This window comes from Novosphingobium sp. BL-S-32 (genome assembly GCF_056857055.1).
In genome coordinates this window covers 1,448,169-1,462,065 of sequence record NZ_CM166476.1, presented here as the reverse complement: position 1 = coordinate 1,462,065, position 13,897 = coordinate 1,448,169, and the positions used below count along the sequence as shown (strand labels likewise).

Sequence of the window (13,897 nt, the reverse complement as noted above, 5' to 3'; positions counted from 1 at the left end):
TTCCGATTCCATGCACAACCCCACCGCCGACTGGATGAAGTTGGCCCAAGAAAGCTACTGGCTCTGGGCCGATTCCATGATGGTTATCGGGATGCGGACCTCGGACATGATGACCGGCCAGGGCAGCAGCCACGAAAACATGCGCATGGTCACCGAAAAGGTGGAGGCCAATGCCGAACTCGCTGCCAAGCTGTTCTGGGGCGGCCCGATCGCGCCCGAAAAGGCGGCGCGCAAGGCCGTGCGGCACTATCGCAAACGCGTCAGGGCCAATCGCAAGCGGCTTTCCAAGGGATAGCCGAACCCGGGATGCTCCGCCGCCGCGTCTGAAATCCGCCTAGCGTCCCGGCGAACCTTCTTGCCCCGTTCCCCGTCATTGCGAGCGCAGCGAAGCAATCCAGAGCGGCTCCACGCGCCCCTGGATTGCTTCGCTGCGCTCGCAATGACGAAGGGAAGGATGGCTTCGGCGCGCGACTACCGCTTGCGCACGAACTCCGCGCGCAGGACGAGGCCCTTGATGCCGGGATACTTGCAGTCGATCTCCTGCGCATCGCCGGTCAGCCGGATCGAGGGGATCAGCGTGCCGCGCTTGAGCGTTTGCCCCGCACCCTTCACGTCCAGATCTTTGATTAGCGTCACCGCATCGCCGTCCGCCAGCAGGTTGCCGACCGCATCGCGCACTTCGACGGTGTCCGCCGCCGCCCGCTTGGCCGCAAGCTCGGAAGCGGGCAGCCATTCGCCGCTCTCTTCGTCGTAGATATAGTCTTCGTCGTCGCCCGACATGTCGTATTCTCCTGTTATCGCTGCCCATGACAGGGCAAGCTGGCTTTGGCGAGCACCAAGGAGAGATCGGGCATGAGCGCGGGCAAGCAGGGCAGCATCCATATCGGTATCGGCGGCTGGAGCTACGACCCCTGGCGCGAGACGTTCTACCCCAAGACGGTCTCCAAGGCGCGCGAGCTGGAATATGTCGGCCAGCACCTTACGGGAACCGAGATCAACGCCACGTTCTACGGCCGCCAGAAACCGGCCAGCTTCGCCAAGTGGCGCGATACGGTGCCGGACGGCTTCCGCTTCGCGCTGAAAGGCTCGCGCTATTGCACGAACCGCAAGAACCTCGGCGAGGCGGGAGAGAGTGTCAGGAACTTCGTCGAGCAGGGCCTGGTCGAACTGGGCGACAAGCTGGGCCCGATCAACTGGCAACTCGCCGCCACCAAGAAGTTCGACGCCGAAGAAATCGCCGCCTTCCTGGCCCTGCTGCCCGCAAGGCACGAGGGCCTGACCCTGCGTCACGCCATCGAGGCGCGTCACGAGAGCTTCGACGATCCGGCATTCTTCGACCTCGTACACAAAGCCGGGGTTGCCGTGATCCTTGCCGATTCCGCGAAGTATCCGGTGATCGACGCCACTGAGAATGCGCCGTTCCTCTACGCCCGCCTTCAGAATGCCCGCGCCGAAATCGAGCAGGGCTATCCCGACGCCGAACTCGACGCTTGGGCAAAGCGCGCCCGCGACTGGTCGAAGGACGGCAAGGAAGTCTTCATGTTCTTCATCAACGGCGCCAAGGAAAGAGCCCCCGCCGCCGCAATGGCGTTGATCGAAAAGCTGCGCTGACCCCCTCGCATCCATGCCCTGAATTCGTTATAACTCGCGTATGAACACCACGCTCAAGATCACCCGGATCGGCAATTCGGCAGGTGTTATCCTGCCCAAGGAGTTGCTCACGCATCTGCATGCCGAGGTGGGGGAGGCCCTGTCGGTGGTCGTCACACCGCGCGGGATCGAGCTTTCGGCGGCGGAGCCGGATTTCGAGGCGCAGATGGCGGCTGCGCGCGAGGTGATGGCGCGGCGCAAGCGGGCATTGCGCGAACTCGCTAAGTAGCCATCGTGGCAAGAGGCTGGGTCTGGATCGCCGATGAGGTGGCTCTGGCGGCGCACGCCGAGCAGATAGTCGAACACGGCGGCGGAGATGGCGTGCGTGATCGGGGCGGGCTTGAAAGCGCCATGGCGCGTCCGCGCAATCTCGCGGAATATGGCGAACCGGATGCTTGCGCGTTGGCGGCGGCCTATGCCTTTGGGATTGCGCGCAATCATCCTTTCTTGGACGGCAACAAGCGCACGGCGGCGGTGATCGCGGAAACCTTCCTGATGCTGCACGGCCATGTCCTCACGGCAAGCGATGCCGAAATGGTCGTCGCTTTCGTGGCACTTGCCGGGGGCGAACTGTCGGAAGAGGAACTGGCCGACTGGTTCCGGGAACACATCGCCCGGCCCTGAATCGGCCCCAAAGCACGGAAACCGCGGCAAGGGGCTGGCGCTCGCTTCGCGCATGCGGCATGGGCTTGGGCATGCAGTCCGCCGATGCCAGGTCCGACCGCTTCCCGATGGGGGAAGTCGAATTCGTCGCCTTGATGGCCTCGCTCCAGGCGCTGATGGCGCTCTCGATCGATGTCATGCTACCCGCGCTTGGCGCGATTTCGCACGATTTGCGGCTGACCGATCCGAATAGCCGCCAGCTTATCGTCGGCGTCTTCCTTATCTGCTCGGGGCTCGGCTCGCTGTTTCCCGGCGCGCTGGCGGACCGGTTCGGGCGACGGCCGGTGGTGATTACCGCGATCGCGGCTTACGTGCTCACCGCCTTCCTCTGTGCGATTTCGGGCAGTTTCATGCTGCTGCTGATCGCGCGCGGGTTCATGGGCGCGTTCTGTTCGGCGATGATGGTCATGCCGATGACCATCCTGCGCGATCGCTTCGATGGCGACCGCATGGCCCGCACGCAGTCGCTGGTGGCGATGACGTTCATGGTAGTGCCGATGGTGGCGCCGATGATCGGGCAGACCGTGCTGCTCTTTGCCGGGTGGCGCTGGATCTTCGGGATCATGTGCACGATGGGCGTGCTGGTCCTCGCGTGGAGCGCGCTGCGCCTGCCCGAGACGCTGCATGCCGATTATCGCCAGCCGATCCGGCCGCGCGTGATCGCGGGCAACATGGCGATGGCGCTGAAGGAGCGGGCCTCGCTCGGTTACTTCCTTGGCGCGGCTTTCGTGCAGGGGGCGCTGTTCGGCTACATCAACTCGGCGCAGCAGCTGGTGGGTGAGCACTTCGGCGCCGGCACGCTTTTCCCCTTGGTGTTCGGCAGCATGGCGCTGGTCATGGCCTGCTCCAACTTCGCCAATTCGCGCATCGTCGAGAAGTTCGGCGCGCGGCGTGTCTCGCACACCGCGCTGCTCTGTTACATCCTGTTCGCCGCGATCCATCTGGCGCTGGCGATGCGCGGCGAGACGCTGTGGACCTTCATCCCGTTGATGACCGCCACCATGTGCATGATGAGCTTCATCGGCGCGAACTTCCAGGCGATCTCGCTCCAGCCGTTCGCGCGGATCGCGGGCGCGGCGGCTTCGGTCATGTCGTTCGTGCGCACGGTGCTGGGCGCCGGGCTCGGCTCGCTGATCGGGCAGGCCTATGACGGGACGGCGCGACCGATCCTGGGCGCCATGGTGGTTTGCGGGCTGATTTCACTGGTTCTGGTATTGTATTCGGAGAAGGGGCGGCTCTTCCGCAGGGTCAACCCGCCCGGCTTCTACAAGGCGCACCCGCCAACGGCGGGGCACGAGTTCTAGCAGCCTGACGGGCTAGACGCTTCGGCCGCGGAACAGCTGCACAAGGCCGACGATGATCGCGACCACCAGCAGGACATGGATCAGCGCGCCCGTAACGTGGAACACGACAAAGCCGAGCAGCCAGAGAACAATGAGGATGGCGGCGATGGTGAAAAGCATGGCATCTTCTCCTTCGTGAGACACCGATAGAAACGCGCATCGGCGCGCTTGGCTGCATGCGATGGTGCGGTCTGGATGCCGAAAAATGCAACTCGTCTCAGGCGCGGGGCGGACGGCAGATTGCAGGGCGCCGGGCGGTTGCCGTCCGGTATCGGGCCGGGCATGGTCCCCCTGCGACCGCGAATCGCCCTTGCGCGCATCTCGCTACCGCCCCTCGGGTCCACAGTTTCAGAAAATTGACAGGCATGACGGGCCGGCCGGGAAGAACCGGCGGCCTGCCTGTTTTTGTGCGCTTCTTCTTGATTATTCGACCGCGGATGCTGCGGATTGGCGCGGCGTTGTGAAAAGAAAAGCGGGGTCCCCGCCTTCGCGGGGACGACGGGGTTTTATGGTTCGGCGCAGGCTTGTTTCGATTGCGAAGCGGGATGGCCTCGCCTCGCAAGTTCCTCAGCCCGGTCAGTGTGTCGGTCGGTTATGGGCCATGTCCGCCAGTTCGCGGCGTGACAGAGCCGGGTGCGGGGCGGCGTCCAGCGCCGGAGATCGCCGCGCTTCCCACCAGGACTGCCAGAGATATACCAGCTTGCGCATGCCCGACGTGCGCACGCGGTGGTCCCAGGCATGGCTGCCCAGTTTCTCCACGCCCCTTGCAATGCCGCCGTAGATATCGGCGGCGGCCAGCACCGCCCAGCGCTGGCGGAAGGCGAGCCGGGTCACGCCGACGCGGGCCGATGCCTCGTAATCGCGCGAGAGGCCGCAGGCGCGCGCCACCATGGGCACCAGCGCGCCGCGATAGTGCGGCTTGGTCACTTCGCCGGGCGGGATGTCGGCTTCGGCCAGCCATTCTTCCGGCAGGTAGCAGCGGCCATGCGCGTCATCTTCCCAGACATCGCGCACGATATTGGCAAGCTGGAATGCGATGCCGAGGTCGCAGGCGCGGTCCAGCGTGTCGTCATCCCCGGCGTCCACGCCCATGACCAGCGCCATGATGACGCCGACGGCCCCGGCGACGTGGTAGCAATAGCGCAGCATGTCCGCCTCGCTGCGCGGGCGCCAGTCGGCGGCGTCCAGCGCGAAGCCGGCCAGCACGTCCTCGATCAGCCCATCGGCAATCGGCACTTCGCGGCGGAGCTGCGCCAGCGCGTCGAAAGCGGGGGTACCGGTGGATTCGCCTGCCATCGCGAGTTCGGTCAGCGTGCGGATCGTCGCCAGCCGGTCCTGCGGGGCGAGCCGCGTGCCCAGCGGCACCGCGCGGGCGGCGCGGCCGTGGTCCTGCTCGTCGGCAATGTCGTCGCAGGCGCGGCACCAGGCGTAGAGCAGCCAGACCCGCTCCCGCGTGGTCCGATCGAACAGCCGGCTGGCCGCCGCAAAGCTTTTCGAACCCTTGCGGATCGATTTGCGGGCGGCCTCTACCAGAGCGGTGCGATCAGACGTCATGGCGGGTCTAGAGCGTCTTCGGGTCCATCCGCACGATCGGCACGATCGGCTCATGCGCCGCCATGCGGTCCAGCAGGGCCTCCAGTTCGGTTTCGGCCATGATGATGCCCTGATGTGCGGGGCGCACGAAGCCGGTTTCGGCCATGTGGCGGTTGAAGGCCAGCAGCAGGTCGTAGAACCCGAAGGCATTGAGCACGCCCACCGGCTTGTCGTGATAGCCGAGCTGGGCCCAGCTTACCGCTTCCCACAGCTCGTCCATGGTGCCGACGCCGCCGGGGATGACGATGAAGCCGTCCGACAGGCGCGTGAACTCGGCCTTGCGCTCGTGCATGGTCTTGACGATGTGCAGTTCGGTGCAGTCGTGGTTGGCAACTTCGCCGCCCGCGCCGTTGGTGCCGGTAAGCGCTTCGGGGATCACGCCGATCACTTCGCCGCCGGCCTCGATCGCGCCGCTGGCCACCGCGCCCATCAGGCCCAGTCTGCCGCCGCCGTAGACAACGCCGATGCCCTTGCGGGCCAGAGTCGCACCCACTTCGCGGGCGAGTTCGATATAGCGCGGATCGGCGGGGGTGGCCGAGCCGCAGTAGACCGCGAGACGCTTCATGTCAGTCGATAACCTTCAATTGGACCGGCGCACCATCCGGCAGATCGCGTGTCTGCCGGGCAAGGTCGCCGGTAAGAAAGATCAGTTTCACGAATTCGATCCTGATCAGATTCTCGTGCGCATAGTCGCCCGCGAGCAAGGCCGGAAGCGTGAGACTGTAGACTTCCCCAATCGCGGGCGGGCCCAGTCGCTTCGCCGCCGCCTCTACCAGGGCCGTGGCGCGCCAGATCGCCTGCGTCTCTTCCAGCGCCATGTGCGCGCTGGCGGCGGCCTCGTCCCCCAGCATCGTCAGTTCGCCAAGGTCGGGGTCGAGGTAGTGGAAGGCGCCGGTGCTGTCGGTGACCAGCGCGTGGCCCATCAGGCTGTGCGCCACCACTTCGGCGAAGGTGACGCCGGTCCAGCCCCATGCGGCGTTCAGCGCATTGACCTCGCGGCTCATCGCAGTTGCTCGACCATCAGCTTGGCCGTGGCCTTGGCACTGGCGACGACGCCGGGAATGCCCGCGCCCGGGTGAGTCCCGGCGCCGACGAGGTAGAAATTCTTCAGCTTGTCGTCCCGATTGTGCCCCCGGAACCATGCGCTCTGCGTCAGCAGCGGCTCAAGGCTGAAGGCATTGCCCTTGTAGGCGCCGAAATCGCGTTCGAAATCGGGCGGGGCATAGTGGAACTTGGTGACGATCCGGTCGTCCAGATCGGGGATCAGGCGGCGGCTCACTTCGGCGAGCACGCGGCGTTCCAGCACCGGGCCCACTTCGTCCCAGTCGACCGGCAGCTTGCCCATGTTGGCCACCGGCACCAGCGCATAGAACGTGCTCTTGCCGGCGGGCGCCATCGAGGGATCGGTGACGCTGGGGTGGTGGAGATAGATCGAGAAGTCGCGCGGCAGCACGCCGTGCTCGTAGATATCGTCCAGCAGGCCCTTGTAGCGCGGGCCGAACAGCACGGAGTGGTGCGGAATGCCCGGCCATGCCCCTTCAAGGCCGAAGTGGACGACGAAGACGCTGGGCGAATACCGCTTGTGCGCCAGCTTCTTCGCCATTTCCTGCCCGCGCATGCTGCCTGCCAGCAAGTCGCGGTAGGAGTGCATGATGTCGCCATTGCTGGCGATGGCGTCGAAGCGAGCTTTCCAGCCGCTCTCGCATTCGACTTCGGTAACCTGATCGCCCACCGTGTGGATGTGCGCGACTTTGTCGCCCAGCCGCAGGGTGCCGCCGATCCGCTCGAACTGGCGGGCCATCGCCCGCGCCAGCTTGTTGGTGCCGCCGCGCGCCCACCAGACGCCGCCGTCCTTTTCCAGCTTGTGGATCAGCGCATAGATCGCGCTGGTGGTCATCGGATTGCCGCCCACCAGCAGCGTGTGGAACGAGAGCGCCTGCCGCAGGTGCTCGTCCTTCACATAGTGGCTGACCATCGAATAGACCGAGCGCCAGGCCTGATAGCGGGCCAGCGCCGGCGCGGCCTTCACCATGCTGCTGAAATCGAGGAATGCCTGGTGCCCCAGCTTGACGTAGCCCTCTTGATAGACCCCGGCGGCATAGCGCGAGAATTCCTCGTAGCCGCCGATGTCATTAGGGGCGACGCGGGCAATCTCGCGGCGCAGCGCGGGCTCGTCGTTCGCGTAATCGAACGTCACGCCGTCGGTCCAGTTGAGCCGGTAGAACGGCATGACCGGCATCAGTTCGATGTCGCTTGCCATGTCGTTGCCGGACAGGGCCCAGAGTTCGCGCAGGGCGGCGGGATCGGTGATGACGGTGGGGCCGCCGTCGAACGTGAAGCCCTCCTGCTCGCGGACCCAGGCGCGGCCGCCCACTTGCTGGCCCGCTTCGACCAGAGTGGTTGCCACGCCCGCGCTTTGCAGGCGGATGGCGAGGGCGAGGCCGCCGAAACCGGCGCCGACGACGCAGGCCCTGCTGGACTCGACAGTATTCATCGCAAAGGTTCCCGTGTGATGCCAAGATCGGCGCCAAGGTCCGCAAGCGCCCTGCCGCCGCCGGAAAGGCTGGCCAGCGCGGCACCCACCGGCACCGGCGGACGACCGATCAGCAGCCGGGCGCGGTCTGCCAGCGTCGATCGGCCCGCGTAGAAACGCTCCACCAGCGGCTCGGGCAGCCGGTAGAAACGTTCGAGCACGCGCCAGCGCGCACCGGGCGGTGCGGCAGCGAACAGCATGCGAGTCAACATCCGATAGTAGCGCCCCCCGCGCCAATGGTTTGCGGCCCATGCATGGCTGGCCCTTCCTAGGCTGTTGCCCGAGAGGTTGTCGAGAGTGGTGAGATGATGCGCGAACCGCACCGCGTCGGGCAGCGAATAGGACGTGAGCGGATGAACCAGCGCTGCACGCGTCCCGGCCCGCGCCATTTCCGGCTCGCCCGTTGTGGCCCAGAACGCCTCGAAATCCCCGGCGGCGATCACCGGCAGCACCCCGGTTTCCTGATAGTCCACAGCCGCCACCTGCCAGCCGCGTTGCCGCGCATAGTCGGCGATGCGGGCGTGCAGCACCGGCAGGTCCAGCACGGGACTATCGGCGTAGTACGTATCCTCGACGAAGACCTCGGTGGGCGAGAAGGGCAGGGCATAGACGAAGCGATAGCCGTCTACCTGCTCGACCCGCGCATCCATCACCACCGGGCGGTCGAGCCCGTGCGGCGCGGAGAGGCGCAGCATCTGCCCCGCAAATTTCTGCCATCCGCCTGCCATGTGGGGCAGAGCCCGCGCGCCGCGCGCGTCGATCACTGCATCGGCGGCAATCTCGGTGCCATCCGCCAGCGTGACCGAGACCGGCGTGGCGTGGCGCACGTCCGCCCCGGTGAGCACGGCTTGCGCAGGCAACGCCGCGCGCACAGCGCTGTCCAGCCGGTCGCTCGTCACGCTGGCGTAGGGGGTGGAGAGCCTGCGCGAAAATGCGGGAAAGTGAATGTCGTATCCGGGCCAGCGCGCCGCCACCAACGGTTCCACCAGCGCGCGACCCTCCGCGTTCAGGTCGCTTTCGAAGAACGACCAGACATGCTCGCCGCCCAACGTGTTGCCGCGCTCGATCAGCAGCACGCGCAAGTCCGGACGGTGCCGCGCCATCGCGAGCGCGATCAACGCGCCGGCAAGGCCGCCGCCAAGGATCGCCAGGTTGCAGGTGCGAGCAGTCATCGCACCACGTTTAGGCGGATAATGGATAAATGGAACGGCTCAGTCGGTTACCCGAAGGGATTTAGTGTTCCCGGATGCGCAGCTTGGCAGCCCGTTAGGTTTACGGCATATTTATGACGATGACTGGGGAACTGACTGTTTGCGACGCCCGGCTGGACGATGCCGCCGCGGTCGCCCAAATTTATGCGCATTACGTGCTGGAAAGCACCGCGACTTTCGAAACCGAGCCTCCGGGCGAAGCGGAAACGCGCCGGCGCATCGCTGCCACGCTGGAGGCCGGCTATCCCTTCGTGCTGGTGCGCGACGGCGGAGAGACCGGGCGCGTGATCGGTTTCGGCTTCGCGCATCGCTACGGCCCGCGCGTGGGCTATCGCTACAGTGTCGAGACCACGATTTTCGTCGAGCCAACCAGCGTCGGGCGCGGCATCGGCGGCACCCTGCTCGGCGCGGTGCTGGCCCAGTGCGAGGCGCGGGGGTTCCGGCAGGCCTTCGCGGTGATTGCCGAAAGCGAACCGGCCTCGGTCGTGCTCCATGCCCGCGCGGGTTTCCGCCCGGTCGGCACGCTTGCGGGTGCCGGGTGGAAGCATGGCAAGTGGCTCGACGTGTTCATCATGCAGCGCCAACTGGACGAGGGAAACCAGTCGCTTCCGCAGGAGACCGTGACCTGAACGGGCGGCGTACCCCGACCCGCTGACGCGCGCTGTCTCGCAACCGCACGGCGCGACAGGCGTTGGTGGGGAAAGGATGGAGAGAAATCCCATGCGTTTCCCGCCGACTACACTTACCCTTGGCCTACCTTTCGCGCTGCTTGCCACAGCCTTTCCGCTTGCCCCCGCAGCAGCGCAGGATGCCGCCGCGCAGGATGGGGCCGGGACCAGCGATGTCAGCAGCGATGCCGCCACTGCCGGCGGCGATAGTGCGGACAGCGTCGCGAAGCCTCACAAGGACGTGATGAAGGGCGATTATCTGCTCATCGGCGTCGGTGCCCTCTATGGGCCGAGCTACCAGGGCTCCAACGATCAGGTCTTCTCGGCGATACCCGTCGTGATGGGCCGGTTTCACGGCGTAAACATCAACCCGCGCCCGCGCGGCGTATCGCTGGACCTGATCCCCGACGGCAAGGACGCGAAGTTCGGCTTCGAACTGGGCCCGGTGGGGTCGATTTCATACAACCGGGTCCGGCATATCGAGGACCCGGTGGTCAAATCGCTCGGCAAGCTCGACCCGGCGATCGAATTCGGCGTCAATACCGGCGTCACCGCCAACCGGCTGCTCAATCCCTACGATTCCCTGACGCTTTCGACGGACGTGATGTGGGATGTGAATGCCTACCACGGCATGACCTGGAGCCCCGGGATCACGTATAAGACCCCGCTCAGCAAGGCGGTGATCGTCGCGCTCAACGTGCGCGCGCACCATGTCGATGACAAATACGCCCGCTATTACTTCTCGGTCACGCCCGAACAGTCGGCCAGGAGCGGCTTGCCGGAATTCGACGCGAAGGGCGGCTGGAGCAGCGTGAGCGCGGGTATCCTCGCAGGCTATGACCTCTCGGGTGACTTCACCGATGGCGGCTTCTCGCTGTTCGCGGCGCTGAACTATTCGGCGATGCTGAATGACGGCAAGCGCACGCCGTTTACGTCATTGCGGGGCAGTTCCAACCAGTGGACGTTGGGCGCGGGTGTCGCCTACACGTTCTAGGGGGCGAGCATATTCGGGCGCGAGTTCTGAGGGCAGGCCTCCCTTGCGGAAGCTGGGATGACGTGGAGGAGGGCGAAGTTTTGCATCTTCCCAAATCGGGCCAATGGGCTGACCTCCCAACCTGCTCAGGCTGAGCTTGTCGAAGCCCCCGGCGGGCGTGGCGCTGACCTCACATCCTTCGACAGGCTCAGGATGAGCGGCGAGGGAGGGAATGGGTCAGAAAACCCCAACCTTTCTGCCGTTCAGACTGGAATTTACCCGCTCACCCTGGGCGCGCGCCAGGCGCGTATCAGGCCTCGCCGCATCTGCCCTTTACTCCCTTACTTGTGCGAGGCGCCACTGGCATCGATCGGCGACATTGCTTTCAGTTTGGCCAACCCTTCCACGCTCAGCTTGGCCCAGACCGAGAAAAGCCTGTCGAAGTCGGACCGGTTGGAAACGCTGGTGCGGCGGAAGGTGGAGTTGTCGCCGGCAATGCGCCGGTCCAATGCGCGTCCAAGCAGCGTTCCCGAAACGGAATCGCGCGCTTCCAGTGCGAGTGTCGCTTCGCCGGCTTCGTCCGCGTAAGTGCGGGATCTGCCGGCGGTCATCACGTCAGGGGCGACGACATTGACATTGAGGATGGCTGTCGAAACCCGCAAGGCGGCGGGATCGGGCTGCGAGACGACCTCATAGCCTGCCTCGGCGTAGGATTTGGCAAGCATCTCGCGGAACCGCTCACTGGCTTCGTCGATGGCCTTGCGGATATCTTCGTCGGTAATGCGACCGGACGCGCCCCGCCTGTCGTTATTGTAGTCGCGCTGCCAGTTCTTGCGAAACGCGACTTGCGGCGTATCGATGATCACTTTCGTATAAGTGCGAAAGTCGGCGGCGGGCATCAGGTACACGGCGTCGACCTGCTTGGCACTTACGCGCACAAGGCCGTCCCATGTGTCCGGCGGCTTTGCTGCAAATGTCGGGCTGCTCACTGCGATCAGGGCACCTGCAAGCCACGCGATCAGGGACGTGCGCATAGGATTCTCCCGATATGTCAGCGCCGGCTTGGTGGCGCATTGGCGGCAGCTCAAGCGGAGGCTGTTATGAGACTGAACGCAGGGATTTAGCTCTTTTGACTGCATTTTATTATCGGGAGAAACCCGCGTCACCGCAATTTACCGCGACAATTCCATTTCGACAGGCAGCCTTTTGTACAGCGTAACATGGGCTCGCCCAACCTCACCTACCCGCGAAAATCGATCCGGTTGACAAGGATCACTGCCTGCGTCCGGCTGAAGACATGAATCTTCTGCAGAATCGCCGAGACATGGGCCTTCACCGTCGTCATCGAGACATCCAGTTCATAGGCGATCTGCTTGTTGAGCTTGCCCGCCGCAAGCTGGCCGAGCACCACGCGTTGCTGCGGTGTCAGGCTATCTATCCGCGCGCGGATCGAGGCGTCCTCGGCCGCGTAGGGGGCTCCGGCGAGGAGTTCCGGGCGATAGATCCCGCCCGCCAGTACCAGGCGCAGGGCCTCGACAAGCTGGTCGCGCCTCAGCGATTTCGGCACGAACCCGGCGGCGCCCGCGGCCAGCGCGCTGCGCACGGCCTGTGGGTCGGAGACGCCCGAGACGATCACCACCGGCGCCGTCGGGAAGCGGCCGCGCAGGGTTTCCAGGCCGGATAGCCCCTCGATCCCGGGGATCAGGAGGTCCAGCAGAACAAGATCGACATCGCCGCCCTGTTCACCGATGTCTTTCCCCGAACTCTCCAACCTGTCCAACGCTTCGGCAAGGTCCGCCGCGTCCAGCACCTCGCAGCCCGGGAAGGCCTGTTCGAAGACCGTGCGCAGGCCATCGCGGACCAGCGCATGGTCGTCGACGATCAGCACCCGCTCCGGGCTCACGAAGTCCGCGGCCACATTGTTCTCCCGCTGTGGTCTTTCGGAGTTCTACCCCGCCTGCGGCGGGAGCACCATCGGCGCTGGATCGGGTCTGGAGCAAACACCGCATTTGGGGGCAGGGAAGGGCGCGAAGGGTCACGGGCCTGTCACACGCGCGCGGCATAGCCGCATAGGTAATGGCTTCTTCGGATCTCCCTGACAGCCGCGACGATGAACCGCAGCCGCTGCGGCTGATCGTGCTTGCCGGGCACGGACCCGGCGCCCCCAGCCGGGGCGCGGATGCGCTGGCCGCGCGGTTCGGCAAGAGCCACCGCTGCCTCGTCCCGTTGGCGGGGCGTCCGCTGATCGCGCACGTATTGCAGACCGCCGCGCAGCATGCGCGTGTCACCAGCCTCGCCATCTGCGTGGAGCGCGAGGCCTTCGATCCCGTGTGGGACGTGCTGACCCAGCTTCCCGGGCGCGGCACCGTGGCACTGGTGGAGGCGCAGGCGGACATCGCCTCCAGCGTGCGCGCGGCGGCAAAGGATTGGGACGGGCCGCTGCTGGTCACCACTGCCGACCATGCGCTGCTGTCCGCAGAGTCGATCGATGTGATGATCGAGGCGCTGGAAACGGCGGATGTCGCTTTCGCGCTGACCAGCCGCGCGGCGGTGGAGGCTGCACATCCGGGCGCCCAGCGCGGCTTCATCACGCTGCATGATGGCGACTATGCGGCTTGCGACCTCTACGGCATGGCCTCCGCGCATTTCGTCGATGCCGTGAAAGTGTTTCGCGGCGTGCGGACGGACCGGGAGGCGCTGCGGATCTGGCGCGCGATCGGGCTTGTGGGCTTCGTGATGGTACGGCTGGGCATGGAGACGCTGGCAGGCGCCATCGTGCGCGCCTCGCGGCGGCTGGGCATGCGGGTGCGCACGGTGGTGCTGGCGGACGGCACGCAGGCGATCGATGTCGACGACGAGCGGACATACGCGATCGTGCGCGAACTGCTGGGCGATGCCGGTGAAGTGACGGATCTGAAGCGGGAGAGTAGCGGCAGCTCAAAAGCCGCATTCGCCTGACCGGAGCAGGGCCCCTAAGGGTAGTTCCAAGTATCAGGGAAAGAAAATCGGAAGGTGCCCGAAGGCTTTTATCAATTCCGATTTAGGGTGATGGTGCGGTCGAGAAGACTCGAACTTCCACGGGCTTTCGCCCACAACGACCTCAACGTTGCGCGTCTACCAATTCCGCCACGACCGCATAATCACCGGAGCTGTATTGCTACCGCTCCGTGGTAGGAGCGCGCCACTAGCAAGGAGCTTCGGACCCTGCAAGCGATTCGGGTTCGATTATTTATTCACAGGGCATTATTTTCCCAATTTCGGGC

Annotated in this window: 17 protein-coding genes and 1 tRNA gene; 8 read left to right on the top strand and 10 right to left on the bottom strand. The window is 65.4% G+C overall.

Annotated elements, in window-relative coordinates; translation table 11 throughout:
* The first annotated feature begins 10 nt into the window (after positions 1 to 10).
* On the top strand, positions 11 to 295 hold the full coding sequence (locus AC1VVK_RS06665) for a hypothetical protein (protein ID WP_132387186.1): 285 nt from the start codon (positions 11 to 13) through the stop codon (positions 293 to 295).
* 176 nt (positions 296 to 471) lie between these two features.
* Here the strand turns inward: AC1VVK_RS06665 and AC1VVK_RS06660 are convergent, their stop codons facing one another.
* The gene (locus tag AC1VVK_RS06660) at positions 472 to 780 is read right to left on the bottom strand and encodes an alkylphosphonate utilization protein (protein WP_482904856.1); all 309 of its coding nucleotides are present in this window, start codon (positions 778 to 780) and stop codon (positions 472 to 474) included.
* A gap of 72 nt (positions 781 to 852) precedes the next feature.
* Here AC1VVK_RS06660 and AC1VVK_RS06655 point away from each other — a divergent pair, with 72 nt between their 5' ends.
* The 4 genes from AC1VVK_RS06655 (at position 853) to AC1VVK_RS06640 (ending at position 3,617) form a co-directional block, all read left to right on the top strand.
* Positions 853 to 1,611: a DUF72 domain-containing protein gene (locus tag AC1VVK_RS06655; protein ID WP_482904855.1), complete on the top strand. Its 759-nt coding sequence runs from the start codon at positions 853 to 855 to the stop codon at positions 1,609 to 1,611.
* A 40-nt stretch (positions 1,612 to 1,651) separates the two neighbouring features.
* Positions 1,652 to 1,879: an AbrB/MazE/SpoVT family DNA-binding domain-containing protein gene (locus tag AC1VVK_RS06650; protein ID WP_132387493.1), complete on the top strand. Its 228-nt coding sequence runs from the start codon at positions 1,652 to 1,654 to the stop codon at positions 1,877 to 1,879.
* Between the two features lie 5 nt (positions 1,880 to 1,884).
* Positions 1,885 to 2,274: a type II toxin-antitoxin system death-on-curing family toxin gene (locus tag AC1VVK_RS06645; protein WP_482904854.1), complete on the top strand. Its 390-nt coding sequence runs from the start codon at positions 1,885 to 1,887 to the stop codon at positions 2,272 to 2,274.
* 71 nt (positions 2,275 to 2,345) lie between these two features.
* Positions 2,346 to 3,617 carry a multidrug effflux MFS transporter gene (locus AC1VVK_RS06640; protein WP_482904853.1) on the top strand — a complete coding sequence of 424 codons (1,272 nt, stop codon included), beginning with the start codon at positions 2,346 to 2,348 and terminating at the stop codon, positions 3,615 to 3,617.
* Positions 3,618 to 3,629: 12 nt separating this feature from the next.
* Here AC1VVK_RS06640 and AC1VVK_RS06635 read toward each other — a convergent pair whose 3' ends face one another.
* The 6 genes from AC1VVK_RS06635 to crtY form a co-directional block, all read right to left on the bottom strand.
* Positions 3,630 to 3,776 carry a lmo0937 family membrane protein gene (locus tag AC1VVK_RS06635; protein ID WP_132387176.1) on the bottom strand — a complete coding sequence of 49 codons (147 nt, stop codon included), beginning with the start codon at positions 3,774 to 3,776 and terminating at the stop codon, positions 3,630 to 3,632.
* Between the two features lie 456 nt (positions 3,777 to 4,232).
* On the bottom strand, positions 4,233 to 5,210 hold the full coding sequence (locus tag AC1VVK_RS06630; RefSeq protein ID WP_482904852.1) for a phytoene/squalene synthase family protein: 978 nt from the start codon (positions 5,208 to 5,210) through the stop codon (positions 4,233 to 4,235).
* 7 nt (positions 5,211 to 5,217) lie between these two features.
* A complete protein-coding gene (locus AC1VVK_RS06625; protein WP_132387172.1) occupies positions 5,218 to 5,814 on the bottom strand; it encodes an LOG family protein in 597 nt (198 codons plus the stop codon).
* 1 nt (position 5,815) lies between these two features.
* On the bottom strand, positions 5,816 to 6,253 hold the full coding sequence (locus tag AC1VVK_RS06620; protein WP_482904851.1) for a hypothetical protein: 438 nt from the start codon (positions 6,251 to 6,253) through the stop codon (positions 5,816 to 5,818).
* A complete protein-coding gene (locus AC1VVK_RS06615; protein WP_482904850.1) occupies positions 6,250 to 7,743 on the bottom strand; it encodes a phytoene desaturase in 1,494 nt (497 codons plus the stop codon). Before AC1VVK_RS06615 ends, AC1VVK_RS06620 begins: the two co-directional genes overlap by 4 nt.
* Positions 7,740 to 8,954 (bottom strand): lycopene beta-cyclase CrtY, encoded by a 1,215-nt coding sequence (crtY, locus tag AC1VVK_RS06610; RefSeq protein ID WP_482904849.1) that lies wholly within the window; start codon positions 8,952 to 8,954, stop codon positions 7,740 to 7,742. The genes AC1VVK_RS06615 and crtY overlap by 4 nt, the downstream gene beginning before the upstream one ends.
* Positions 8,955 to 9,073: 119 nt before the next feature.
* On the opposite strand from crtY, the gene AC1VVK_RS06605 reads away from it, so the two are divergent.
* Both AC1VVK_RS06605 and AC1VVK_RS06600 read left to right on the top strand, forming a co-directional pair.
* A complete protein-coding gene (locus AC1VVK_RS06605; RefSeq protein WP_482904848.1) occupies positions 9,074 to 9,622 on the top strand; it encodes a GNAT family N-acetyltransferase in 549 nt (182 codons plus the stop codon).
* Positions 9,623 to 9,713: 91 nt separating this feature from the next.
* Positions 9,714 to 10,655: a MipA/OmpV family protein gene (locus AC1VVK_RS06600; protein WP_482904847.1), complete on the top strand. Its 942-nt coding sequence runs from the start codon at positions 9,714 to 9,716 to the stop codon at positions 10,653 to 10,655.
* Positions 10,656 to 10,975: 320 nt separating this feature from the next.
* Here AC1VVK_RS06600 and AC1VVK_RS06595 read toward each other — a convergent pair whose 3' ends face one another.
* Positions 10,976 to 11,668 (bottom strand): DUF3313 family protein, encoded by a 693-nt coding sequence (locus AC1VVK_RS06595; RefSeq protein ID WP_482904846.1) that lies wholly within the window; start codon positions 11,666 to 11,668, stop codon positions 10,976 to 10,978.
* A gap of 206 nt (positions 11,669 to 11,874) precedes the next feature.
* Positions 11,875 to 12,552 carry a response regulator transcription factor gene (locus AC1VVK_RS06590; RefSeq protein WP_482904845.1) on the bottom strand — a complete coding sequence of 226 codons (678 nt, stop codon included), beginning with the start codon at positions 12,550 to 12,552 and terminating at the stop codon, positions 11,875 to 11,877.
* A gap of 158 nt (positions 12,553 to 12,710) precedes the next feature.
* Here AC1VVK_RS06590 and AC1VVK_RS06585 point away from each other — a divergent pair, with 158 nt between their 5' ends.
* Positions 12,711 to 13,592, top strand: a complete 882-nt coding sequence (locus AC1VVK_RS06585; protein WP_482904844.1) for an NTP transferase domain-containing protein — start codon at positions 12,711 to 12,713, stop codon at positions 13,590 to 13,592.
* Positions 13,593 to 13,683: 91 nt separating this feature from the next.
* On the opposite strand, the gene AC1VVK_RS06580 is transcribed toward AC1VVK_RS06585, so the two are convergent.
* Positions 13,684 to 13,770, bottom strand: a tRNA-Leu gene (locus AC1VVK_RS06580).
* Positions 13,771 to 13,897: the final 127 nt, after the last annotated feature.